The following is a 23,993-nucleotide window of genomic DNA, read 5'->3' on the forward strand; positions in this document are numbered from 1 at the left end:
TGCCTACATCCGTTCCGGTGCTTCGATGCCGAGGACGCCCAGCCCGTTGGCGATGACCTGGCGAGCCGCGCCGCACAGCGCCAGCCGCGCGAGGTTCACCGGGCCCGGCTCCTCGTCGCCCTGGGGGATCACCCGGCAGTTCTCGTAGAACTTGTGCAGCGCGCCCGCGAGTTCCTCGAGGTACCGCGCGACACGGTGGGGCTCCCGCAGTTCGGCGGCGGTGGCCAGCACGCGCGGGAACTCGCCGAGGGTGCGCAGCACGTCACCCTCGCGGTCGTGGGTGAGCAGACCCAGGTCCACATCGTCCAGGTCGGACAGGACCAAGCCGAGGTCGGCGGCGTTGCGCTTGATGTTGCACAGCCGCGCGTGCGCGTATTTGACGTAGTAGACCGGGTTGTCGCTGTCCTTCTTGCTCCACAGGTCCAGGTCGATGTCCAAAGTGGAGTTCGCGGACGAGCGGATCATGGCGTAGCGGGCGGCGTCCACGCCGACCGCCTCCACCAGGTCCTCCATGGTGATCACGGTTCCGGCGCGCTTGCTCATCCGCACCGGCTTGCCGCCGCTGACCAGGTTGACCATCTGTCCGATGAGGACTTCCACGGTCGCCGGGTCGTCGCCGGTCGCCGCCGCGGCGGCCTTGAGCCGTCCGATGTAGCCGTGGTGGTCGGCGCCGAGCATGTAGATGCACAGGTCGAAGCCGCGGGCGCGCTTGTCCTGGAAGTAGGCGATGTCACCGGCGATGTAGGCGGGCTGCCCGTCGCTCTTGATGACCACGCGGTCCTTGTCGTCGCCGTACTCGCTCGAGCGCAGCCACCAGGCGCCGTCCTCGAGGTAGAGCCCGCCGGACTCCTTGAGCGCGGTCACGGCCTTCTCCACGGCGCCGGACTTGTGCAGCGAGTCCTCGTGGAAGTAGACGTCGAAGTCGGTGCCGAAGTCGTGCAGGTCCTTCTTGATCTGCTCGAACATCGAACCGACGCCGATGCGGCGGAAGATCTCCGCGCTGTCGGGCTCGGTCAGCGCGCCCGGCTCCTGCTTGATGACCTCGGCGGCGATGTCGGAGATGTAGGCGCCCGCGTAGCCGTCCTCGGGGGCGGGCTCGCCCTGCGCGGCGGCGATCAGGGACCGGACGAACCGGTCGATCTGCGCGCCCGCGTCGTTGAAGTAGTACTCGCGGGTGACCTCGCCGCCCTGCGCGGACAGCACGCGGCCCAGCGCGTCGCCGACGGCGGCCCAGCGGGTGCCGCCGAGGTGGATCGGGCCGGTCGGGTTCGCCGAGACGAACTCCAGGTTGATCTTGCGGCCGGCGAGCATGGCGCCGTTGCCGTAGGCGGAGCCCGCGGTGAGCACCTCGCGGACGATCTGGCCCTGCGCGTCGGCGGCCAGGCGCAGGTTGATGAACCCGGGGCCCGCGACCTCCGCGGAAGCCACCCCGGTCGTCTCCGCGAGGGCCGCGGCCAGCGCGTCGGCCAGCTCCCGCGGCGCGAGCCCGACCCGCTTGGCGACCTGCAGCGCGAGGTTGGTCGCGTAGTCGCCGTGCTCGGGATTGCGGGGTCGCTCGACGGTCACGACGGCCGGGACGACGGAGGTGTCGAGGCCGCGCTCGCCCAAGATCGTCATGGCGGCGGAACGGACCAGGTCAGCGAGAACGTCGGGAGTCACCTGCACAAGTCTAGGTAGCGGGGTTTCACAGGGCGTCACCGCCTCGGACCGGCCGTTGCCTACACTCCCCGAGGTGAATCGGATCGCCGCGCTCGTGGCCGTCGCCTGTGTCGTCCTCACCGGCTGCACCACCGCTGAACAGGGCAAACCTGTCGCCGCCGGGACCACCACGACCAAGGCACCGACGAAAGCGCCAACAAGCAAGAAGGCGGTCTCGCGGGAGTTCGTGCCGACCGAGACGACCAAGGACCCGACGAAGAAGATCGACGGCGTGGTCGCGTTCGACTACAAGCCCGGCCTGCACATCGACCCGACCAAGCGGGTCGCCTACGACAAGGCGCCACCCTTCGGCGGAGCCCACGACCAGGCGTGGGCGGCGTGCATGGGTGTCGTCTACCCGAAGGCCGTGCGCACCGAGTCGATCGTGCACTCGCTCGAACACGGCGCGGTGTGGATCAGCTACGAGCCGGGGCTCGGCGAGGACGAGGTCAAGGCGCTGGCCAAGCGGGTCGACAACAAGCCGTACCTGCTGATGTCGCCCTACCCCGGCCAGGACACGCCGATCTCGCTGCAGTCCTGGGGCAGGCAGCTCAAGGTCGACTCCGCCGACGACGAGCGCATCGACCAGTTCATCAGCGCCACCCTCCGCAACAAATACCTGACGCCGGAGCCCGGCGCGTCGTGCGACGTGCTCGGCCCGCCGCACTTCGACCAGGACGATCCGCCACCGTTCGACCCGACGCCGCCGGGCGCCGACGCGGTGCCCGTGACCGGGGGCTGACGGGGACCGAACATCGGTTCCTTAGACTGTCCGCGCACTACCATCCCTGTGCAGGTTCGCCCCCACCCGGGTCGGACCTCCCCGTCGACGAGAAGTCCGAGGACGGCATGGCCAGCGGCACCAAGAACAAAGGCAGCAAGGGCAGCGTGAAAGCGGCCCGCGCGTCCGTCGTCGCCAAGAAGGGCGCGCCCTGGGGCACGATCGCCGCGGTGGTCGCCATCGTCCTGCTGGCGGGCGGCATCTTCGGCTACGCGTACACCCAGATCGCCGCGGCGAAGAAGTTCACCGTGTCCGAGGAGAACAAGGACCCGTCGGTCAACATCGACGGCGTCGTGCGCAAGGAGTACCCGGCGGGCCAACACGTCAAGGGCACGCAGCGGGTCGCCTACGACCAGAGCCCGCCCTTCGGCGGACCGCACGACGAGGCCTGGGCCGACTGTGAGGGTGTCGTCTACCCGACCGCCGTGCGCAGCGAGAACATGGTCCACGCGCTCGAGCACGGCTCGGTGTGGATCGCCTACAACCCGGACAAGATCCAGGGCGCGGACCTGGACAAGCTCAAGGGCCGGGTCGAGGGTCAGCCGTTCATGATGCTCTCGCCGTTCCCCGGGCTCGACAAGCCGATCTCCATGCAGTCGTGGGGCCACCAGCTCAAGCTGGACAGCGCCGACGACCCGCGGGTCGAGCAGTTCATCAAGTCGCTCAAGCGCAACAAGTACCAGAACCCGGAGCCCAACGCGGCCTGCGGTCCGCTCGGCCCCGGCGTGTTCGACCCGGCCTCGCCGCCGCCGTTCGCCGCCGAGCCGCCCGGACCGGACGCCATCCCGATGGACGGCAAGGGCACCCAGCAGACGCCGCCCGGCCAGCAGCCGGTGCCGCCGACCGGCGCCCCCACGGCGCCCGCGTCCACTCCGCAGGCCCCGCCCGCCTCGCAGTGACCGAGCACAACGAAGGCACGCCGGAGAGCACGAAGCGCAAGATCTTCGTGCTCTCCGGCGCCGCTTTGGCGGTCCTGCTGGTCGGCGCGGCGGTCGGCATGCTGATCACGCTGTCGGTGGTGCGGCAGGCGAGCACCCCGACGGCCGAGTCGGTCGATGTGGGGTTCGCGCAGGACATGCAGGTCCACCACCTGCAGGCGGTCACGATGGCCAACTGGGCGCGTGACCACACGACCGACCTGTCGGTGAAGAGCCTCGCGTTCGACATCGAGCAGACCCAGCTCGGCCAGATCGGCGCGATGAGCGGCTGGCTCGACATCTGGGGCCAGCCGGAGCAGTCGCCCGAGCCGGGGTACATGGCGTGGATGGCGGCGGGCAGCCACGGCCACACCACCGAGGCGTCCGGCGGGGTGCGGGCCATGCCCGGCATGGCCACCAGCCAGGAGATCGCGAAGCTGCGCACGCTGACCGGGCGCGAGCTGGACGTGTACTTCCTGCAGCTGATGCTGCGCCACCACGCGGGCGGCCTCGACATGGCGCGCTACGCCAGCGAGAACGCGGCGACGTCGCAGGTGCGCAACCTGTCGGAGAAGATCCTCAAGGGCCAGGCCAACGAGATCAAGGTGCTCGAGTCGATGCTCGCCGAGCGCGGCGCAAAGCCTCTCTGAGCTACCAGGACAGTTCTTGGCACCGCGCGTTCGGCGACTCCACCTGAAGCGTGGCGTGCTCTAGGCCGTAATCGGCGGTAAGCAGCTCTTGGGCCGCGCGCAGCACCACGGCCTGGTCGGCGTCGGCGGTGATCGTCAGGTGGGCGGAGGCGACCTCCATGCCCGAGGTGAGGGTCCAGACGTGCACGTCGTGCACCTCGGCCACGCCGGGGACGGCGCAGAGCCGCTTGGTCAGCTCCTCGACGTCGACCCGCTCGGGGGCGTGCTGGAACAGGATGTGCAGCGCCCGGCGGGCCAGGCCCCAGGTGCGCGGCAGCACCCACAGGCCGATGGCGACACCCACGATCGGGTCGGCGTAGCGCCACCCGAACAGGATCGTCACCAGCGCGCTGATCAGGACGCCGACGGAGCCGATGAGGTCGGCGAGGACCTCCAGGTAGGCGCCGCGGACGTTGAGGCTGTCCTTCGCGCCGTCGCGCAGCAGCAGGAACGAGACGACGTTCGCGGCCAGACCGGCCAAGGCGGCCAGCAGGACGGGCCACCCGGGGACGGCGGGCGGGTTGTCGAAGCGGTCCACGGCCTCGTAGACGACGTAGCCCGCGACGCCGAAGAGCAGCACCGCGTTGGCCAGCGCGGCGAGGACCTCGGCCCGATAAAGCCCGAAAGTCCGGTGCGACTTGGCCTTCGCCCGACGTGCGGCCATGATCGCGGCCAGCGCCAGGCCGACCCCCACGACGTCGGTCAGCATGTGCGCGGCGTCGGACACCAGGGCCAGCGACGAGGTCGCGAACCCGACGACGAACTCGAGCACCATGATCGCCGCGGCGATGCCGAAGGCGGCCCACAAGCGGCCCGCCATCCGGCCGGAAGCGCTTGCCGCGGTGCCATGTCCGTGCCCGTGCCCCATGTCCCCACCCCTTCTTCGTCGCCGTCATATTGTCACATGCGCATGAATGCACAAGCCACTCGGACGGTGCCCCTTCGCCACTCGAACGAGGGGTACCCACGCGTGGCCTGGGGATCCCCGGGTCGCGGGCTGGTAGACGGTGATGCGGGTAACACACCGACGGATCGTCACATGGAATGAGGCAGTGCGTGCGCTCTCGATCCCTTAGGCCACACCGGGTCCGTCCGACCACAGCGCTCGCCCTGATCGCCCTGTGCCTGGCGGGCGCCGCCGCCCAGGCGTCGACCCCCGCGGAGGTGGCCACCCCGCGGCGGGCGGTTCCGGAGCCGATCCCGGTCCGGGTTCCGGCCGCTGTTCCGGCGGCTGTTCCCGCTCCCGTGGCGCTGGTTCCGGCGGTAGTCCAGCCCGCGCCCGCGGTCATCCCGGCCAGCTTCACCCGGGCAGGAGTCCCGGCGAACCTCTTGGCCGCGTACCGCTCGGCGGAGGCGCTCCTGCCGTCAGGGTGCGGCCTGCGCTGGTACCACCTCGCGGGCATCGGCCACGTCGAGTCCGGCCACGCCCGCGGCGGCCAGGCGGACCCGGCGGGCGACACGTCACCGCGGATCTTCGGCCCGGTCCTCGCGGGCGGCCCCGGCATCGCGGCGATCCACGACACCGATAGGGGAACCCTCGACGGAGACGCGGTCTGGGACCGCGCGGTCGGGCCGATGCAGTTCATCCCGTCCACCTGGGCCTTCTACCGAACCGACGGAAACGGCGACGGCACCACCAGCCCCCACAACGTGTACGACGCGGCGGCGGCGGCCGGCCGCTACCTGTGCTCAGGCGGCATGAACCTGTCCAACCCCACAGACCTGAGCGCGGCGGTCTACCGCTACAACCACTCGACGGAGTACGTGTCGACGGTCCTGATGTGGATGAACCGGTACTCGGAGGGCGCCACCCCGCTACCGCCGCGCCGGTACTCGGAGGGCGCGCCCCCGCTCGCGTCCACGCCCGGCTCCGTCGTCACCGCCCACCTACCGGCCGACCCGCCCCCGCCGCCGGACATCCCCCTCCCGGAACCGATCGAACCCCCCAAACCCGCCCCGATGCCGATCCCGGCCCCTTCGCCGACCCCGGACCCCTCACCAACTCCAGAGCCCTCCCCGACTCCAGAGCCCGAGCCGACTCCCCTCCCCGAGCCAGTCCCACCCCCCGACTGCGAAACGGTCCTGGCCCCCCTCACCGTCATAGTCGACGCCCTGATCACCCCCTGCCCCGACGACGCAGCCCCCACCAACCCCCTCCCCACCCACCTGACCCGCCACCAGACTCCCGCGCCGAGTAGCCCGCCCGACTTCATCCCCCAAACCCAGATGCGCTAGGCTTCCCAAGTCGCGCGAGCGATGGGCCCCCGTAGCTCAGGGGATAGAGCACCGCCCTCCGGAGGCGGGAGCGCAGGTTCGAATCCTGCCGGGGGCACACAGCCCTGAACAGCCAAGAAAGCCCCTTGACCAGCACGTATGCGGTCGAGGGGCTTTCTCGCGTGTCCGGCTGTGTCCGGCCCAGACCGGCTGTATCCGAGTGTCTCTGCCGAATACGTGCCGAAGATCAAACCGTCTCAGCGCCGTCCCATCGCCGCAAGTCGTTCGGAGTTGGCGAGACTCGTTGCGGCAACCTCCGGTGTGAACACGGCTTCCCGCGCGCGCTGCCAGATCCTCACGATGGTCAGCTTCGGGACCTCGGCAAGGTTGCGTTCGCCATAGAAGAGGCGACCGTCGGGCGCGAACCCGAAGGTCCGAATGTGGTGGAGGATGAGTACCCCTCAACTCTGGGCAGCAGGGGACGGTCCTGGTTCCCCCTGCTCGCGTTGTTTGAGTGGCCCGGTCATCCCGGTTGTCGCCGCTGTCCGTCCACTCCCGCCCTGCATAGGGTCGCGCTTCATCAAGGTGGAGATCACCTCACCCGGATTCGCCCTCCGGGAACTCCCACTCGCCCCTCTGCTCATTCCGGCACGTATGGACTTGAGCCTCCCGGCTTGCATTCCGCCGCAAAGATGCTCCCACCGGGCCCTCGACAGCTATGCGGTTCAGGAGACCCCCCCGGCGCGGCCTGAGCTGTGTACGACGACTTGTACGACACCATCGAGGACGATGACACCCGATCGTGCGAGCAAGCGGGCGGGCGCGTGACCGCACTTACCGGTCTACCGGCAGCGAAACCGCTGGGTGGGCGGACTGCACGTGCCTTGGCCGCGGCGCGTGGTCCGTCCGATCCGATGCCACTGCCGCTCGCGACGATGGCGTGTTGCCGCCATGACTCGTCGCGCTGAGTGATAGGTCGCTGCCCGTCCGGAGTGAAGGCGACCACGCCAGGTGCTCGCTCCCGGTACTTTCTGGGCTGCACCCCGAACACGCGGGCGTGTCGCACGGGGGGTGTGGGATGACGTTCAAGGTCGATTCGTTTCAGCTGGGCATGTACGCGGGAATTGTGCGCAACCATCATGAGGATGCGGTAGCCGCGAAGGAGTTCGCCGAGAAGAACCTGCACATCGGGAGTCAGCCAGGCGTGCTTGTCTCCCTGGTCGGTAGCCACGAGGAGGCCCGGCGTGACGTCATCTCCGCACTGACGGCGCTCGTAGAGGTGTGTGGAGCCGCGGCAACCGAGTTGGATCGCACGTGGCGGATGTATGACAGTGTCGATAGGGCCGAGGCGGAGCGGTTGGACGGAACTTACCCGCAATCGGAGGGTAGGCCGGAGGTGCCTCCGCTGCCCGGTCAGTCCGGCGAGCCGATGCCAATGGCGATCACGCAGCACTACATTCCCGCCGGGCGGTTGAGCGAGCCGAAACCTCTGCATGGCTTCACCAATCCCATGCAGCCCATCAACGACATCGGCAACCTGATCAGCGTGGGATTCTGGGCGCAGAAGTTCCTTGAGGCGACTATTCGGGTCAACCCTGTGCAGGAGGCCTCCCAGTGGGTTGCCGGGGACTGGGAGCAATTCGCCAAAGCAGCGTCGACGTTGCACTCGCTGTCGTGGTTCTGCACCGATGTCGCCGAGGACCAGCGGGTCAATATCAATGCGCTGTTGGATCACTGGACTGGCAACGCAGCCAATAGCGCGTTCCAGTACTTCAACAACCTCGGTCACCGGGTCGGTGACTACAGCGCCGTCCTCGCGACGCTGCGCGACAAGTACATGGAAGCCGCGAGGGGCGCTTGGGAAGCCGCCGAGGCGCTCAGCGATATCATCCAGGGGATCTTCGACAACATCTTCTGGGCTTCTGCTGCCGCGATCGCAGGCGGCGTCCTGGCAGAGACCGTGGTTGGTCCTGCCATTCTGTGGAGTTTCGCGGCTCTGGAATGCAAGAACATGGTCGAACTCTGGCAGGACGCCACCCGGCTGATCATGGCGATCCAGAATACGATCCGAGGCATTCACGGCAGCGTTCTCGAGCTCGTCGGCACCAACGGCGCCTTCCAGACACACCCGTTGCCCGCCGGCTACGACCATCCCGGAGCTTGATGATGACCGACGACACTCCGCGCTTTTCCGAAGACCCTGTGCAGAACCGCGCCCGGACTGAACTTCTGAACCGACTGGCCGCCAACACTCGCGATCCTGCGGCGGCTGAACTCGCTCGTGAGCTACTCGCAGGCAACATCACTCCCCGCGGCGTAATCGAGTCCGGAACCTACGACGAGGTTCTCAATCGTGGCACCGGGAAGTTCGTCAACTGGTATTCCGAGCTGTCCGAAAAGGACAAGGACGAAGCCGTCGCGCGCGGCGAACAAGCCGCACGCGAGCTAGCCCAAGATCCGGAACCCTCACCGACGTCGCGTCCCGTTCGTCGTCGCGGCTCCAGCGAGGACGACGGCGAAGATTTTTCCGAACGGAGCTGGATTCGTGGTCGATAGCAAGCGAAACAACCGGCCGGACGACAGTCCGATCCCGTTGGTATGGCAGGACGGTCTCGTCAAGACTGGCAGCCTCAATGCGATGATCCTGGGGGTGTTCATCGCCGCTTTCACGGTGGTCGGACTGGTCGTCGCACCGCACTGGCTTTGGGCGGCGCCGCTCGCCTGCACCGCGGCCGCATTCGGGGTCAACCACCGAATGCGACAAGCCACTCGGTACAGCCAAGTCGCCGTCCTCGGCGCGATCACCCTCGCATTGCTGATCGGTGCAGGCACGCTTCTGGTCCTCATCGCCCAGGCGATGCGCTGACCTCCTGGCACCGACATCCCTGGCACACCGAACCCGGAGGGACGTCCGTCCGGACGATCCCTCCGGGTTCGGTGTCGTTACTGAGTGCCAGGCAATCGTGGCGGGTCAAGACGCCGTAGCTATAAGCCGATCACCGGGGCGCAAGGATCTCGTCGGTGCCGAACAAGCCCTCCGGACAGCCTCGACCAAGTAGCCTGGGCTCTGTCGTCCTCATCGGCACCCGGCCACCAGAACCCATAGCGCCACCCATGCCGGTCGCGCCCGCTCGACCGGCCCAGCGACCCGCCGAGGTCCCGCCGGCGGCCGTGCCCCAAACGGGGACGCGCCCGCGCGACCACCCGCTCCACCCGCGCCGGTTTGTCCACCGGACAGACCGGCCCCACCGCCGAGCCCTCCAGGCCCGCCCGTGCCTCCGCTGGACTGAACGCCTGATCCGCTGTTCCAGTCGGTTCCGCTGGTGTCGCGTCCATCGCCGGTTTCGCGGCGGCCGATGCCGGGGCGAACGCGGGTGCAGCCGATGCCGTCGCGGTCAGGTTTGGTCGTAGGTCCGCGCTGCCTGCCCGTCCAGGTGATCTCGCTGCTGCCGATCGCGTTGACGACCAGGTCCCCGAACCCGGCCAGCCTGTTGCCGACCTTGATCCACGCCTCACCCGCCGAGCCGACCGCACCCGGATCGACTCCGTTGTTCAGCCGAATCTGCCGGAGTCCAAAGGGGGCGTTGGGCGATGGGTGGGGAGAGACCGCCGTCTGATGTGGCGTCGGAGTACGGGATCGTGGAAACGACCTGGAACCTCCTGAGGACACGTTGACCCGGTCGGCGCCGGGCGCGCCGGGGTGCGTTACGAGGGCGTTCGCACCAGCATGGGATGCGGTGGATCAACGTCGCTGCCCGCAGCGCCAAATCACACGCCACGTCCTGGTCACCACGCAGCTCAATCGCTTGGACATCGACCCGCGACAACAACGTGACGCTGATGGACATAAAACAGCAGTTCGCGGCGGATTGGACTTCGTGTAGATGCTGTACAGCCGCGCCGGGGCACCCACAAACAGCGACAAGGCGCCGACCACCATCGGCGCCGTTGCCTCTCAGTCCACCAAGAGCGCCAGGGCATGCCTCAGGTCGGCTGGGCGTCGGTAGTGGTGGGTGGTCATGCCCAGTGACTCCGCCGCGACGACGTTTTCCAGGGTGTCGTCGATGAACAAGCAGCGGTTGACGGGTGCGCCCGCTACCTGGGCGGCGTGGCGGTAGACCTCGCGCTTGGGTTTGGCCATGCCGAGCCGCGCGCTGTTGACCAACGGGAAGCCATTGGCGAGGCCCAGTTCCGCCAAGTCCGCCTCCAGGCGGGTCGTGCCGTTGGACAGCAGGACAACCGGCACGCTCCGTCGGGCGGCGGTGAGCAGGGCATGGACGTCGGGGTCCACTCGGCCGCGCAGGGCGCTCCACTCCGCTACCAGGGCGGTGGCTCGTTCTGTGGAGCCGCACAGGTCGGTGAGGGCCTCGGCGACCGCGTTGCGCCACTGGGTGTCGGTGTGTTTGCCGAGGATGGCGGGTTCCAGTAGGGCTTGGTCGAACGCGACGGTGGCCAGCGTGTCCTCGGGTAGGCCGTAGGCGCGGGACAGGCTCGTCATTCCGTCCGCCGGCCAGTGCCGGACCACGCCGTCCACGTCGCAGATGACGGCGTCGTAAGGGGTGTCGGTCATCGGGTCGCGCCTACCTCTTCGTCTCGTGCGCGGGGTTCAGGGTGCCAGCCGGGTGGACGCACCAGGTAGGCGAACCGGTCGGACCAGCCGCGGGCGTGGCGCAGGTCGCGCGCCAGTGCCGACCACTCGTGGAATGCCACGCGGAACGGGTTGTATGTGTTGATGGGCTTCGTCAGGCCGTAGCGCGGCTTCTCCACCTCTTCGGCGAAGGAGCCGAAGAGTCGGTCCCACACCACGAAGATGCCGCCGAAGTTGCGGTCTAGGTAGCTGCCCTGCGCGGCGTGGTGGACCCGGTGGTGCGACGGAGTGATCATGAGGAACTCGATGGGGCGCGGCAGTTTCCCGATCCGCTCGGTGTGCACCCAGAACTGGTAGAGCAGGTTCACCGAGTGGCAGAACAGCACTGCGGGCGGGTGGAAGCCGAGCAGGATGAGCGGGGCATAGAAGATCCAGCCGCCGGGGCTGAACCAGGAGTGCCGCATCGCGGTCGAGAGGTTGAAGTGCTCACTGGAGTGGTGCACGACGTGCGAGGCCCAGAAGAACCGGACCACGTGGTGCGACCGGTGCTTCCAGTAATAGAAGAAGTCCTGGGCCACCAGCAGCGCCGGGAACATCCACCAGGCGAAGTCGATCTTCACCGGGGCGAGCCAGTACAACGCCGAGTACGCCAGCAGGTACTCCACGCCGAGCACGATCGCCCACACCTCGCTGCCGACGCCCATCGCCAGGCTGGTGACCGTGTCCTTGCCGGTGTAGCCGACCTTGTCCGGGTCGGGCAGCAGCCGGTAGGAGATCATCTCGATCACCATCAGCAGCAGGAACGCGGGCACCGACCAGTAGACGATGTCCGGAAACTCCTCCATGGCTCACCTCGCCTCGCGGGTTGTCGGGCTCAGACGCGCGCCAGCTCGGCGAGCAGCACCTGCGTGATGGCGTTGACCGTGCGGTGGTCCCAGGCAAGGCTTTCGTCCACCTCGAGGCCGAACTCGTCCTCGATCGTGGCCGAGAGGGTCAGCGCCCGCAGGGAGTCCATGCCGTAGGTGACCAGGTCGACGTCCGGGTCGATGTCCGCCGCGTCCCGCTCGACGTAGCGGGCGACCTGGTCGGTGATCCACTCCCGGACCGCCGTCGGGTCGGTGTTCGTCGTGCTCTCGCTCATCGTGATCCTCACCTTTGTGCCCCGAGCGGGGTTTGGTTGCTGTCGAACGAAACCCTGTCCCGGTGCGCGCTCAGCACCTCGGGCAGGACGGTGTCGGCGACGGGCTCGGGCAGCGGTGGGCGGCCCTCGTCCTCGACGCGGTCGACGCGGTCGCGCACCACGTGCGACCACGGTTGGTCGGCCAGTGCCGCCAGGTTCGCCGGGCTGTCCGCGACGGGCGCGCACCGGGTGCCGTCGCCGCACAGCACCCGCAGCACCGCCAGGTCGCGCACGGCCTTGCCGAACCAGGCGTGAGGGCCGCCGCGCAGGTAGAACCGCGCGCCCAGGACGGTCGCGAGGTCCCGCACGGCCGCACTGAGCAGCCTGGGCAGGACGAAAGCCGCGCCTGCCACCACCTGCTCGTCGGCTCGCGCGTCGACAGCGGCGGCGGCGGCGCGGGACAGCGCGTCGGCCACCCGCAGGTCGACCGCGGCACCGGCGATCAGGCCGCGCGCGTGCGGCAGGTCCAGCAGCCCGACGCCGTAGAGCCTGCGCTCCGACGCGAAGTCCAGCACCAGCCGCAGACAGGTGTCGAGCGCGCCGACCGCGGCGCCCGCGCCGACGACGGAGCTGACCAAGTAGGCCCAGTCATCCGGATCGGCACCGGATTCCTTGCTCGCACCGGGGATCGGCGTGGACGTGACGGCGACGTCCAGCGCCCGGCAGCCGGACAACGCCACAGGCCGCAGGTCGCGGCGCAGCTCGTCCAGCTCACGCCCGTCGACCAGCACGGTGCGACGCGCGCGGGTGCCGACGAGCAGCTCGGCGTCGCGGCCATGCGTCACGACGGTGCCGGTGCGGGGTGACACGTCGTCGTCGGCGAAGGCGACGAGCCGCCCGGAGAGGACCTGCGCGGCGACCTCCGCCGACGCGGCGGGCAGCAGCACGGGCCGGACCGCGCCCAGGACGAGCGACAGTCCCGCGGTCAGGTCGCGGCGGCACACCGCGCGCAGGGACCCGATCAGCTCGGCGGTGTCCTTCCAGCCGCCCCCGAGGTCGGCGGGCACGCACGCGGCGGACACGCCCAGCCCGGCGAGCACCTCGGCGCCCCAGGGAACCCGCTGCTCGTCGGCGGCGAGCACGTCCCCGACATCCGCGCCGAACGCCGCCTCCAGGTCCGCTTCACACACGCTCACAGCGACCCGCTTTCCGCCACACGGCACGACAACACCGACAGCAGCCGCCCCGAGTCCACTTGGGACAACAGCCGGTTCAGCAACAGCTCGGCGACCGCGGCATCCAACGGCGGGGGCTCCTCACCGAGTCCACTCAGGACCCGGTGCAGCACCGCCGAGGGCCAGGCCGCGCCCGCCCACGCCTCCTCGGCACCCGCGACAACGGCGCCATCGCGGGTCGCCAGCCAGGTGCCCAGCGCCGCCGCGCCCGCGAACACCAGGGCGAAGCGCTCGGCGACGGCGAAGTGCTCCACCGGCACGCGCACCCCCGCGGGCGGCAGCGCCGCCAGCTCCTCCCGCACGCGCTCGGCCGCGCAAGCCAGGCCCCGTACCAGTGGCAGCGCGTGGGCCAGGGCCGAGTCGTCGGCGGCTGCCTGCTCGAACCGGACCACCGCGTCGGCCAGCGCGCGGACCACGGAGACGCCCTTGGCGGCGATCATCCGCGACTTCCCCGGTTCGAACGGCGGGCACGGCGCACCAAGGTCGAACACCGCCCATGGGTCGGCGGGCCGCGCCCAGCTCCCGGCGAGCAGTGGGAACTGGTTGACCACCGCGTGCAGGTTCACGACGCGGTTGCCGTCGAACAGGTCCACCAAACGGTTGTCCCTGGCGACCTTCTCGAAGGTCCCGCTCGTGACCGCGGCCAAGCCGAGCGGTTCGGCCAGCGCGCGGATGAACGCGTCGGTGCGCAGCGGGACCAGATACTTGGCCACGGCGCTGACCACGCTCATCTCCCCCGGCAGGTGGTGGACGCAGCGGGCCGCGACGGTGGTCACCACCTCGTTGGCCACGTGGTCGGCGTAGGCGTCGAGCAACCGCCGACGGACCGTGGGCTCGGCGACCCGGTCGCGCAGCAACGTTGTCGCGGTGCGCAGGGCGTGCTCGCCGCCGCCGAGCGCCAGGGCCGCGCAGAGGGTCCGGGTGAGCTGCAGGCCGCGCAGGACGATCTCGGCGCCCGCGCCGGGCGCGCCGACGCGGGCGGACTCGGGGACGACCGCGTCGACGTACCGGATGCCGCTGATGTCGGCGCCCCGGATGCCCATGGTGTGTTCCTTGGGCAGGCAGGCATAGGCATCGGCGGGGAGGTACCGTTTGTCCACGAAGATCACGTCGAACCCGCGGGCCCCGCCCTCGGGCGCGGTGCGCGCCAGGACCGCGGTGATCTCGCCGCGGGTGGCGTTGTTGATGAGCCACTTCTCCCCGGTGACCCGCCAGGTGTCACCGTCGCGGACGGCGGTGACCTCGTCGGCCAGCAGATCGCTGCCGTGGGCGCGTTCGGTGAGCCCCCAGGAGATCGGGGTGCCCGCGAGCACCTCGTCGGCGACGGCGCGGGCCACCCGCGGGTCACCTCCCACCCAGGCCGACACCGCGCCGAGGAACGTCTTGCCGTGTCCTATCGCGACAGTAAGATCGCGGCGGGCGATGGCGCGCAACAGGTGCGCGGCGTGCTCGAAGGAGTGCAGCCTGCCGCCGAGGTGCTCGGGCACGTAGTGGTGGTGGACGCCCCACGCCTCCAGGTGGGCGCAGATCTCGTCCGGGAACGCCTCCGCCTCGTCCAGTTCGGCGCAGGCGGCGAAGGAGAACACCAGGTCGTCGTCACGCGGGTCGCCCAGGTGCGCTTCGAGTTCCTCCACCGCGGTGAACGGCGGGTACGCGGGCGCGGTCACGTCGCCGCCCGCCAGGGCCGCGGGGTGGTCGAGGCGGTGCGCGGGTGCCGGTCGGCCCAGTACCGGATGCTTGCCCGCAGCGTGGCCTCCACCTCGGTGACGAGGTGGTCGGGGTGCACGTGGTCGTCGAGCGCCCAGTACGGCAGATACGGGTCGAACGCGTGCAGCACCGCGCGCTGGCTGCGGCTGAGGTGCTGTTCGGCGAACGGCCGGAAGAACCGGTGCCACCGGCGCGGCTCGATGACCTTGGGCGCGTCCACCGGGTCGACGCCGTGCGCGCGGCGCCAGGCGTTCAGCTCGTCGAAGACGATGTCGAGGACTTCCTTGCCCGCGAGGGCGTCCGCGCCCGCGCCGGGAGTGATCGACCGCTTGCCGTCCGGTCGCCCGGCCAGCACCCGGTCGACGACAATCGCGGCGACGTCGTCGACGGCGACGAGTTCGACCGGGCCCCGGTCGTTGGCCACCATGACCGGCAGCGAGCCCCACAGGTAGCCCTCCAGCACCTGGTAGACGCCGTGGAAGCGGGCGATGCGGCCGTCCTCGCGGCTGCCGATGATCATCGGCGGTCGCACCGTCCAATTGGGACACACAGCGTCGATCTCGCGCTCCGCGGCGGCTTTGGACCACTCGTAGGAGTTTCGGTAGTCGTCCCGGTCCGGCGAGGAGATGTCGCCGCGCAGCCCCGTGGCGAACGCCGTCGAGACGTGCACGACGTTCGTCGCGGCGCCGATGAGGGGCAGCACGGCTCGCGCCGAGTCAACGTTCGCGGCGAGGGCCGCCTCGTCGGCGAGGTTCCAGCGGATGTCCGCCGCGGCGTGCACGATCGCGTCCCATGGTCGGTCGGTCAGCTCGTCCGGCGGCGGCTGGACACCCAGGTGCCAGGTGAGCACGCCGTCGGCCGAGCCCGACCTCGAGCAGCCGACCACGTCGGCCCCGTTCGCCCGCAGCGCGCGCAAGACCTCGGTGCCGACGATTCCGGTCGCGCCGGTGACCAGCACCCTCATGCCGGCACCTCCACCCGGCGGGCGGCCAGGCCGGACGAAAGTCGCCGCTCGATCGCCGTCAGCGCGTCGTCGAGGAACAGTTCGCGCATGCGGCGCCTGCGGACCTTGCCGCTGGTGGTGCGCTCCACCGCCCCGGCGCGCACGAGCACCACGCTCACATCCGGCAGCCTCAGCCGGTCTCCGAGCACGGCCGCGATGGCGTCGCACACCTCGGCGGGGGTGCGCTCACCCAGCTTGCCTGGCCGCACCTCCTGAATCAGCACGACCTGCTCGGTGGGACCGTCGACCGCGAACGCCGCGCCGAACCCGAGCGCGGGGTGCACCCCGGCCGCGGCCTCCTCGATGTCCTGCGGGTGCAGGTTGCGGCCGTTGAGGATGATCAGGTCCTTGAGCCTGCCGGTGACGTGCAGGGCGCCGTCGACGAGGAAGCCAAGGTCTCCGGTGCGCAGGAACGGTCCGACGCCGGTGTCGAGGTGGGCGTCGAAGGTCTCGGCCGTGGCCTCGGGGTCGTTCCAGTAGCCGCCCGCGACGCTCCCGCCGCGAACCCAGATCTCGCCGACCGCGCGCTCGGGCTGTTCCGACCGCGACCGCGGGTCGACGATCCGGACCTCCAGCGACACCGGACGCCCGCAGGAGACGAGCTCGGTGGCGTCGGTGCCCGCCGCGGGCACCACCTGGTCGCGCTCCAGCGCCACCGGGTCCACCGTCAGCACGGCCGGCTCCGGGGTGGTCGGCACCCCGGTGACGAGCAGCGTCGTCTCCGCCATCCCGTAGACCGGGCGCCAGGCCGACCGGCGGAAGCCGACCGGGCCGAAGCGGTCGGCGAACTTGTCGAGGGTGGCCACCCGGACGGGCTCGGCGCCGTTCATGGCCACCGAGAGGCTCGACAGGTCCAGCCCGGCGAGCTGCTCGTCGCGCACGTGGTCGGCGCACCACTGGTAGGCGAAGTTCGGCGCCGCCGTGTACCCGGCGCGGTGCGCGCTGATCATCTCCAGCCACAGCGCGGGCCGCTTCACGAACGCCAGCGGCGAGGTGAACACCAGGCTTCCGCCCGCGTAGAGGGGTTCGAGGAACTGACCGACCAGTCCCATGTCGTGGTAGTGCGGCAGCCAGCCCGCGCACACCCCGAACTCGGGCCCGTCGAGCATCCGGAAGATCTCGCCGGTGTTGTGCAGCAGGCTCTCGTGGGTGACGACGACACCGCGCGGCTCGCTGGTCGACCCCGAGGTGTACTGCAGGTACGCCACGTCGTCCGGTCGCAGTTCGGGCATGCGCCACCGCGCCGCGTCGGGCAGCTCCGCGGTGTCGACGGCCAGGCACCGCACACCGCCGCGCCCGCTGTCGCGCAGCCACGCCTCGAGTTCGGGCTGGTGGCGCGCGTCGGTGAGGACCAGGTCGACGCCCGCGTCCCCGATGATCCGGCCCGCCCGTTCGAGGGCCCGGTTGTCGGTGCTGGGCAGCGGCGTCGGGATGGCCACCGCCCCGGCGTAGAGGCAGCCGAGGAAGGACCAGACGAACTCCAGCCCCGCCGGGAACATCAGCAGGACCGAGCCGTCGCCGTCGCGTTCGGCGAGCGCGACGGCCAGCGCCCTGGCGCGCTCGTCGACCTCCGGGAAGGTCAGCGAGCGCTCCACGGTGTCGCGGCCCTGACGGGTGACGTAGGTGTAGGAGCAGCGGTCACCCACCTGCTCGATCTTGGCGCGCACGTGGTGCGGGAACGTGGTCACAGCAAGCTGCCTTTCAGGGGATCGCGGGGGCGGGGGTGAGCACGAGGCTCGCGTTCTGGCCGCCGAAGCCGAACGAGGTGGACACGGCGGGCCCGGGCGCGACGCGGCGGGGCGCACCGACCACGAGGTCGATGGGCTCGGCGTCGCGACCGGAGCGGAAGTTCGCCACGGGCGGGACCACGCCGTCGGCGGCGAAGACCAGCGCCATGGCGGCCTCGAACGCGCCTGCCGCGCCCACCATGTGCCCGACGACACCCTTCGGCGCGGTGACCGGTGGGCAGCGGTCGCCGAACGCCCTGGCCAGCGCGAGTGCCTCCGCCCGGTCGCCCTGGGTGGTGCTGGTGCCGTGCGCGCTGACGTGGGTGATGTCGGCGGCGGAGAGCCCGGCGTCGTGGAGCGCGGCCTGCACGCATGCGGCGGCGATGGCGCCGTCGGGCGCTGGCGCGACGATGTCGCCGGGGTCGGTGTTGGCGTGGTAGCCGGCGACCTCGCCGAAGATGTGGGCACCACGCTCGCGGGCCCGGTCGAGGCGTTCCAGCACCAGGAACACCGCGCCCTCGGCCATGACGAACCCGTCGCGGTCGTCGTCGAACGGGCGCGACGCGAGCCGCGGCGCGTCGACCCGGGTGCTGAGCGCGCGCATGGCGGCGAACGCCGAGACCACCAGCGGCGACAGCGGCGCGTCCACTCCGCCCGCCACCGCCACATCGAGGTCGCCCGACCGGATGCGGCGCGCGGCCTCGCCGATGGCGGTGGCGCCGCTGGCGCACGCGGTGGAGATGGTGGGCGATGCCCCGCGCAGCCCCAGTTTCGCGCCGATCCGCCCGGCCGGTGAGCTGTTCATCACCCGCACCACGGTCATCGCCGGGATGCGGTTGGGCCGGTGCTGGTTGCGCAGCGCGGCGTCCTCCATGGTGCTCAGCCCGCCGATGCCGGTGCCGACGAACACGCCGCCGCGGTCGGGCTCGATCGTCCACTCAGGACCCGCGTCGCGCACGGCGTCGAGCGCGGCGCACAGCGCGAGGCGCGACGGGCGGTCGAGCTGGCGGCGCTCCTTGGGCGTCAGGTGCTCGTGCTCGTCCAGCTCGGACACCGCGCAGCCGAAGGTGACGACGGCGTCGCCGTCCACCAGCTCCGGCAGCGTCGTCGCGGTCGACTCGGCGGCGAGCAGCGTGGCCGCCGCCTGCTTGACGGTGTTGCCCGCCGGGGTGCGCATGCCGATCCCGGTCACCGCCACCCGGCGCGCCGCGCCCAGGTCTTTCTCGGTCATCGAAGTCCCCCTGCCATCTGGTCCCGTTCTCGTCAGCCGTTCCGCTCAGCCGCGGTTCGCTCGATCAGCCACGGCGCCGCCTCGTCGAGGTCCAGCCGCGCGGGCACCCCGAGGGCGCGGCGGCCCAGGTACTGCCGGACCGCGGGCCCGGTGGGCGGGTGGAAGCGGATCGCCTGGGCGTCGCGCCACAGCCGCGAGAGCGCGCCGTTCGCGCCGTACGCCATGCCGCCGCACGACTCCACCAGCGCGGCGACGGCCGCGGGCACCGCGACGGCGGCGCGCTCCTTGACCGCGAGCGCGGGCTCGATCAGCGTCGCGGGATCGGCGCCCGCGTCCATCCGCGCGGCCAGCCCGGCGCAGCCCGCCTCCAGCGCGAGCAGGTCCGCACTGGCCTGGCCCACCGCGGCCTGGTAGCTGGGCAGGTCCGCGCGGCGGGCCCCCAGGTGGCTGATCCGGCCGCGGCGCAGCAGTTCCGCCGCGGCGGTGCGCGCCGCCTGGGCGACGCCGAGGTAGGCCGCGGTCACCGTGAGCGCGAACCACACCACCCCGGCGGTCAGCACGTCGTCGTCCTCCGCGCCCGCCCTGGCCTGGTAGAACACCAGCTCGTCGGGGATGGCGCAGTCCTCCAGCAGCACGGTGTCCGACGCCGATCCACGCATGCCCAGCGCGTCCCAGGTGCGCTCGACCCGCAGCCCCGGGGCCGACATCGGCAGCAGCGCCACCAGCACCCTGGGGTCGGCTTCCTCGGTCTGCGCCTGCAGGCACACCAGGTCCGCCACCCCGGCCAGCGAGCACGGCGCCTTGCGGCCCGACACCACCCAGGACGCGCCGTCGCGGCGGGCCCGCAGCGTCGAGCGGCTCACCGAACCGCCCAGGTCGGGTTCGGCGAACGCGGAGGCCAGCAGCCTGCCCTGGGTGGCGATGGCCTCCATCAGCAGCCACGACACGTCGGCGCGGCGCCGCCAGTGCTCGACCATCAGGCCGATGGAGAACAGGTGCATGTTCAGCGCGATCGCCAGGCCGGGGTCCGCGGCGGCCAGCTCGCGCTGCGTCGCGCAGCACAGCAGCAGACCCGCGCCCTGGCCGCCGAACTTCTCCGGCACCGCCAGACCCGGCCAGTTCGATTCGCGGAGCAGGGTCAGACCCCGCTCGCTGATCCGGCCCTCGCGGTCGGCGCGGGCGGCGTCGGCGGCGATGCCCGCCAACACCTCCGGCGCCAAGTAGGGCGTCGTGTCCGGCCAGAGGCCGTCGTAGTCGATCATCCGGTCACCTCCGCCGGGTTCGCGCGGCAGGCGAAGTCCGCCGCGGCCAACGCTTCCTCCACTGTGGCCAGCACGTGGTCCACCTCCTGCGCCGTGGCGACCATCGGCGGCAGCAGGCGCAACGAGGTCGGCGCGCTCAGGCACGGCGAGACGATCACCTCCCGCCTGGTCAGCTCCACCAGGACCTCACCGGCGACCGCGTCGCCGGTGAAGTCCAACGCCCACAGCAGTCCGCGGCCACGGACCTCGGCGACGACACCCGGGCGGGCCGCGGCGACGCGGCGCAGGCCGGCGCCCAGCCGCTCCCCCACCGACTCCGCGTGGTCGGCGAGCGACTCGATCGCGTCGAGGGCGGCCGGGACGGCCGCGGCGCACAGCGGCTGCCCGGAGAAGGTGGCTGTGTGCCGCGCCGGGTCCTCGATGAGCGGCCCGTACAGCTCGTCGGTGCACAGCAGCGCCGAGATCGGCATCACGCCGCCGCCCAACGGTTTGCCGACCAGCAGCGCGTCGACGGGCAGCCCCAGATCAAGCGCGACAGACCGGGGGCCGCAGCGCCGCAGTCCACATTGGATCTCGTCGGCGATCACCGTGACACCGGCCGCGCGCGCCTGGCCGCACCAGGCGCGCAGCGTGTCCTCCGGCAGCGCCCGCACACCGTTCTCCCCTTGGACCGGTTCGAAGATGAGCGCGGCCACGTCCCCCGCGGCGACCTCGCGGGCCACGGCGTCGGGGTCGTCGGCGGACAGGTGGGTCACGGCGGGCAGCACGGCGTCCAGGCCCGCGCGGAAGCGGGGGTGATGGGTCAGGGCCAGCGCGCCGAGGGACTTGCCGTGATAGGCCCCCTCCACCGCCAGCACCCTCGGTCGGCCCGTGACCAGCCGGGCCAGCTTCACCGCCGCCTCGACGACATCGGCGCCGTTGAGCCCGAAGTACAGCCGCGGCAGCAGGCCGTCGAAGTAGCCGACGAGCCGTTCGGCCGCCGCCGCGGTCACGGGGTTGACCAGCGACCGGCTGGAGACCGGCATCGCGTCCAGTTGCGCGCGGACCGCGGCGACGACCGCCGGGTGTCGGTGGCCGAGCAGCGTGACCGCGTAGGAGCCGAAGTCGAGCATCGTGCGCCCGTCGGAGAGGGTCACCGTGGCGCCGTCGGCGCTGTGCTCGACCGCGCCCTGGCCCGCGAGCTTGCCGCTGAAGGCGGTGGCGCGGGTGAAGTGGCGCGCGACGGTCTGGAAGACGGCGCGATCGGCGGCGGTGCTCATCGGTCCGCCACCACGGGTTCGGGCGTCGCGGTCAGCCAGGGGCCCTCGGGGGCCAGCGCGCGCAGCACGGCGCGGATCTCCGGCGGCTCGACCCGCTCGGGGGTCGCGAGGAGATCCGTCCAGTGCCACCACCGGCGTTCCATGAGGATCTCGCTCTCCCGCGCGGAAAGCTCCGGAGCCTGGACGCGGTCGGGATCGTCCACAAAGGCCACGAAGAACAGTTCCAAGGTCTGGTACCTCTTGCCGCACCAGAGGTAGTCACGGCGCACGGGGACCGGTGTGGGCACCAGGCGCGCGCCCACGATCCCGGTCTCCTCGGCCAGTTCCCGGCTCGCGGTGGCCGCCGGGTCCTCCCCCGGCTCCACGCGGCCGCCGGGCGGCTCCCACAGCAGGGAGCCGTCCACCGGGTCGCGCCAGTGCACCAGCAGGACACGGTGATCCGGGTCCACACACAGGACCCGCGCGGCGAGTCGGTCGGTCACGACAGGGACAGCCATCACCGCTCCCCCGTGCCGGTGCGGCCCAGCTCCGCGGCGAGCGCGGCGGTGGCTTCCGGCAGCCGACCCAGGTTCTGGTGCAGCCGCAGGAACTTGGCGGTGTCCAGCAGGTGCTCGATGGTCGCGGCCCGCACGTCCGCGGCGTCGCGCGGGTACCACTGGGCCAGGAACGGGTCGAAGTCGACCGCGCGCGGCTCGATGTGCTCGCGCAGCGCCGCCTCGGCCGCGGCGCGGTCGAGCACCTCGACCCCGACCGGCTCACCCTCGGCCACGAACCGGGGGAACACCACCGCGTGCACCCGGTGGGTGGGCACCAGCTCGGCGCCGGTGGCACGGGCCAGTTCGGCGCAGCGCACCCAGAGGCTCTCCGGGATCGCCTTGCCCTCGTCGGTGGTGCCGATGACCTCGTCGAGCTGCTTGCCCGGGTAGGAGTTGGCCGGGTGCGACACGTCGTCGAGCAGCCGCGCCAGCTCGGGCCGCGTGCCGGTCAGCGCCAGCAGGGAGTCGGTGCGGACGTTGACCGTGCGCGGGTAGCCGTAGCCGACCGTGGGCCCGTCGTCCGTCGCCGCCAGCACGAGGTCGTCGTTGGAGACGAACGCCGCGCCCGCGTGCACAAGTGAGCTGAGGATGCTGGTGGTCTTGCCCGCGCGCTTGTGCCCGAGGAACGCGATCCCGGTACCGCCCAGCGCGACCAGGCCGCCGTGCACGAACAGCTCACCGCGCGAGTACGCCTGCCAGCGGATGAGGTTGCGCGCGCAGCGCAGCGCCTGCTGGGTGCGCCAGCCCGACCGCGGCGCCACCACCGCGACCCGGCGCCGCTCGTGGTCGACCCACAGTTCGCGGTCGGGCTCGAAGTCGGAGGTGAACACCAGCCGGGTCCACGAGTCGCCATCGGGCAGGTTGTCGACCACCCACACCGACGGCGCGTCCCCGGTGGGTCGGGCGAGCGTTTCCTGGGTGAAGAACGGCGCGGTCAGCTCCGCCAGGTCCGCCACCGTCGCGGTGTCCGAGTGGACATCGACGATGCCTTGGCCGCTGCCGAACCTCATCGTGATCGGCCCAGTGGTGATCGGCCCAGTGGTGATCGGCCCAGTGGTGATCGGCCCAGTGGTGATCGGCCCAGTGCCGGTTTCGGTGTGCGCTGTCATGCCGTGTGCTCCCCATACGCGGCGGCGATCAGCCGCTCGGCCAGTTCCTCGTCGCCGGTGCTGTCGAGCCGGGCGCGCAGCCCGCCCAGCAGGGTGGCGAACGCCTTCACCGCGCGGGCGCGTCCCGCGCCGTCCGCGGCGATCCCGTGCGCGATGTCACGCCACTCGTCGGTGGTGACCAGGGCCTCCGACAGCCCCTTGGTCAGCACGGTCAGCCACATCGGGCCCTTGACGACCACGTTGAGCTGCAGGCATTCGCCGAGCGCGTGGGTCTCGTGCCACCAGTCCCGCGGCAGGAACACCAGCCCGCCGCGCTCCGCGGTGAACTCGATCGCGTCGTCGGGCATCCGCTCGGGCAGCGGCAGCGACGTGACGAAGCGGAGCTGGCCGGGATCGCGTTGCGGGCGACCGCCCCCGAACACGGTGGTGGTGATGTTGTGGGCGTGGTCGTTGGGCGCCAGCCGCCAGCGCTTCGTGCCGTGCAGCTGCATGGCGAAGTTGAGGTCGTAGTCGCTGTGCATGGCGACGCCGCTCTCGCCCCGCGAGCAGAAGACCTCGCAGATCAGGTGTTCGCGCGGCAGGGCCAGGTCGCGCGCGACGGTGTCGAGCAGGTCCGAGAGCGCGGGGAGGTGGTCCTCCAGGTTGCGCAGGTAGCAGGTGAAGCCCTGGCGCAGGAACGGAAGCGCCGCGGGTCCGTTCGGCACGGACGCGTAGAACCCGTCGCGGCCCATCAGTCCGACCTTCGCCGGATACGTGGAGAGCAGTCGTTCCGCCGAGTCGAGTTCGGGCACCGCGGCCGAGAACGCCGTGGCGCGATCGGGGTTGGTGTCCACCAGGCATGGTCGCGTGGGCCAGTACTCGCCGAGGAAGTCCTCGGGCGAATGCGGGGCGACCAGTGTCGCGAAGTCCAGCACTGA

General features: G+C 71.1%; 22 protein-coding genes and 1 tRNA gene. 8 read left to right on the forward strand and 15 right to left on the reverse strand.

Annotated features, from left to right (window positions below):
* Positions 1 to 3 precede the first annotated feature (3 nt).
* The gene (gene argS, locus C8E96_RS01790; RefSeq protein ID WP_091371344.1) at positions 4 to 1,659 is read right to left on the reverse strand and encodes an arginine--tRNA ligase; all 1,656 of its coding nucleotides are present in this window, start codon (positions 1,657 to 1,659) and stop codon (positions 4 to 6) included.
* A gap of 73 nt (positions 1,660 to 1,732) precedes the next feature.
* On the opposite strand from argS, the gene C8E96_RS01795 reads away from it, so the two are divergent.
* From C8E96_RS01795 to C8E96_RS01805, 3 genes are all read left to right on the forward strand, one after another.
* Entirely contained in the window at positions 1,733 to 2,440 is a 708-nt protein-coding gene (locus tag C8E96_RS01795; RefSeq protein ID WP_228769675.1) for a DUF3105 domain-containing protein, read from the forward strand.
* A gap of 107 nt (positions 2,441 to 2,547) precedes the next feature.
* Positions 2,548 to 3,378, forward strand: a complete 831-nt coding sequence (locus C8E96_RS01800) for a DUF3105 domain-containing protein (protein ID WP_091370445.1) — start codon at positions 2,548 to 2,550, stop codon at positions 3,376 to 3,378.
* Positions 3,375 to 4,046, forward strand: coding sequence for a DUF305 domain-containing protein (locus C8E96_RS01805; protein ID WP_228769674.1), 672 nt, complete (start codon positions 3,375 to 3,377; stop codon positions 4,044 to 4,046). Before C8E96_RS01800 ends, C8E96_RS01805 begins: the two co-directional genes overlap by 4 nt.
* A 1-nt stretch (position 4,047) precedes the next feature.
* Here the strand turns inward: C8E96_RS01805 and C8E96_RS01810 are convergent, their stop codons facing one another.
* On the reverse strand, positions 4,048 to 4,953 hold the full coding sequence (locus C8E96_RS01810; RefSeq protein ID WP_091370443.1) for a cation diffusion facilitator family transporter: 906 nt from the start codon (positions 4,951 to 4,953) through the stop codon (positions 4,048 to 4,050).
* 188 nt (positions 4,954 to 5,141) lie between these two features.
* Here C8E96_RS01810 and C8E96_RS01815 point away from each other — a divergent pair, with 188 nt between their 5' ends.
* The 5 genes from C8E96_RS01815 (at position 5,142) to C8E96_RS01835 (ending at position 9,165) form a co-directional block, all read left to right on the forward strand.
* Positions 5,142 to 6,320: a lytic transglycosylase domain-containing protein gene (locus C8E96_RS01815; protein WP_166657844.1), complete on the forward strand. Its 1,179-nt coding sequence runs from the start codon at positions 5,142 to 5,144 to the stop codon at positions 6,318 to 6,320.
* 25 nt (positions 6,321 to 6,345) lie between these two features.
* A tRNA-Arg gene (locus tag C8E96_RS01820) sits at positions 6,346 to 6,417 on the forward strand.
* A 960-nt stretch (positions 6,418 to 7,377) separates the two neighbouring features.
* Positions 7,378 to 8,463, forward strand: a complete 1,086-nt coding sequence (locus tag C8E96_RS01825) for a hypothetical protein (RefSeq protein WP_091370441.1) — start codon at positions 7,378 to 7,380, stop codon at positions 8,461 to 8,463.
* A gap of 2 nt (positions 8,464 to 8,465) precedes the next feature.
* Positions 8,466 to 8,855 carry a hypothetical protein gene (locus C8E96_RS01830; RefSeq protein WP_133794113.1) on the forward strand — a complete coding sequence of 130 codons (390 nt, stop codon included), beginning with the start codon at positions 8,466 to 8,468 and terminating at the stop codon, positions 8,853 to 8,855.
* Positions 8,845 to 9,165 (forward strand): hypothetical protein, encoded by a 321-nt coding sequence (locus C8E96_RS01835; protein ID WP_091370439.1) that lies wholly within the window; start codon positions 8,845 to 8,847, stop codon positions 9,163 to 9,165. The genes C8E96_RS01830 and C8E96_RS01835 overlap by 11 nt, the downstream gene beginning before the upstream one ends.
* A 1,089-nt stretch (positions 9,166 to 10,254) precedes the next feature.
* Here the strand turns inward: C8E96_RS01835 and C8E96_RS01845 are convergent.
* From C8E96_RS01845 to C8E96_RS01905, 13 genes are read right to left on the reverse strand one after another with little or no spacing between them, the layout of a single operon-like run.
* Positions 10,255 to 10,869, reverse strand: a complete 615-nt coding sequence (locus C8E96_RS01845; RefSeq protein ID WP_091370437.1) for an HAD family hydrolase — start codon at positions 10,867 to 10,869, stop codon at positions 10,255 to 10,257.
* Complete coding sequence (locus C8E96_RS01850; RefSeq protein ID WP_091370434.1) at positions 10,866 to 11,732, reverse strand: sterol desaturase family protein; 867 nt, start codon at positions 11,730 to 11,732, stop codon at positions 10,866 to 10,868. The genes C8E96_RS01845 and C8E96_RS01850 overlap by 4 nt, the downstream gene beginning before the upstream one ends.
* A 29-nt stretch (positions 11,733 to 11,761) precedes the next feature.
* Complete coding sequence (locus C8E96_RS01855; RefSeq protein ID WP_091371340.1) at positions 11,762 to 12,028, reverse strand: acyl carrier protein; 267 nt, start codon at positions 12,026 to 12,028, stop codon at positions 11,762 to 11,764.
* An 8-nt stretch (positions 12,029 to 12,036) separates the two neighbouring features.
* Complete coding sequence (locus C8E96_RS01860) at positions 12,037 to 13,203, reverse strand: acyl-CoA dehydrogenase family protein (RefSeq protein ID WP_166657845.1); 1,167 nt, start codon at positions 13,201 to 13,203, stop codon at positions 12,037 to 12,039.
* On the reverse strand, positions 13,200 to 14,909 hold the full coding sequence (locus C8E96_RS01865; RefSeq protein WP_091370431.1) for an acyl-CoA dehydrogenase family protein: 1,710 nt from the start codon (positions 14,907 to 14,909) through the stop codon (positions 13,200 to 13,202). Before C8E96_RS01865 ends, C8E96_RS01860 begins: the two co-directional genes overlap by 4 nt.
* Positions 14,906 to 15,913 (reverse strand): SDR family oxidoreductase, encoded by a 1,008-nt coding sequence (locus C8E96_RS01870; RefSeq protein WP_091370430.1) that lies wholly within the window; start codon positions 15,911 to 15,913, stop codon positions 14,906 to 14,908. Before C8E96_RS01870 ends, C8E96_RS01865 begins: the two co-directional genes overlap by 4 nt.
* Positions 15,910 to 17,640, reverse strand: a complete 1,731-nt coding sequence (locus tag C8E96_RS01875; protein ID WP_166657846.1) for a fatty acyl-AMP ligase — start codon at positions 17,638 to 17,640, stop codon at positions 15,910 to 15,912. The genes C8E96_RS01870 and C8E96_RS01875 overlap by 4 nt, the downstream gene beginning before the upstream one ends.
* 13 nt (positions 17,641 to 17,653) lie before the next feature.
* On the reverse strand, positions 17,654 to 18,910 hold the full coding sequence (locus tag C8E96_RS01880) for a beta-ketoacyl-[acyl-carrier-protein] synthase family protein (protein WP_091370428.1): 1,257 nt from the start codon (positions 18,908 to 18,910) through the stop codon (positions 17,654 to 17,656).
* A gap of 32 nt (positions 18,911 to 18,942) precedes the next feature.
* Positions 18,943 to 20,172 (reverse strand): acyl-CoA dehydrogenase family protein, encoded by a 1,230-nt coding sequence (locus tag C8E96_RS01885; RefSeq protein WP_091370427.1) that lies wholly within the window; start codon positions 20,170 to 20,172, stop codon positions 18,943 to 18,945.
* On the reverse strand, positions 20,169 to 21,431 hold the full coding sequence (locus C8E96_RS01890) for an aspartate aminotransferase family protein (RefSeq protein ID WP_091370426.1): 1,263 nt from the start codon (positions 21,429 to 21,431) through the stop codon (positions 20,169 to 20,171). Before C8E96_RS01890 ends, C8E96_RS01885 begins: the two co-directional genes overlap by 4 nt.
* Positions 21,428 to 21,928 (reverse strand): NUDIX domain-containing protein, encoded by a 501-nt coding sequence (locus C8E96_RS01895; RefSeq protein ID WP_091370424.1) that lies wholly within the window; start codon positions 21,926 to 21,928, stop codon positions 21,428 to 21,430. The genes C8E96_RS01890 and C8E96_RS01895 overlap by 4 nt, the downstream gene beginning before the upstream one ends.
* Positions 21,928 to 23,076: a hypothetical protein gene (locus C8E96_RS01900; RefSeq protein WP_091370422.1), complete on the reverse strand. Its 1,149-nt coding sequence runs from the start codon at positions 23,074 to 23,076 to the stop codon at positions 21,928 to 21,930. The genes C8E96_RS01895 and C8E96_RS01900 overlap by 1 nt, the downstream gene beginning before the upstream one ends.
* Entirely contained in the window at positions 23,073 to 23,990 is a 918-nt protein-coding gene (locus C8E96_RS01905) for a cupin-like domain-containing protein (RefSeq protein WP_166657847.1), read from the reverse strand. The genes C8E96_RS01900 and C8E96_RS01905 overlap by 4 nt, the downstream gene beginning before the upstream one ends.
* Between the last annotated feature and the right edge of the window lie 3 nt (positions 23,991 to 23,993).

The organism is Actinokineospora alba, assembly GCF_004362515.1.
Lineage (GTDB): Bacteria > Actinomycetota > Actinomycetes > Mycobacteriales > Pseudonocardiaceae > Actinokineospora > Actinokineospora alba.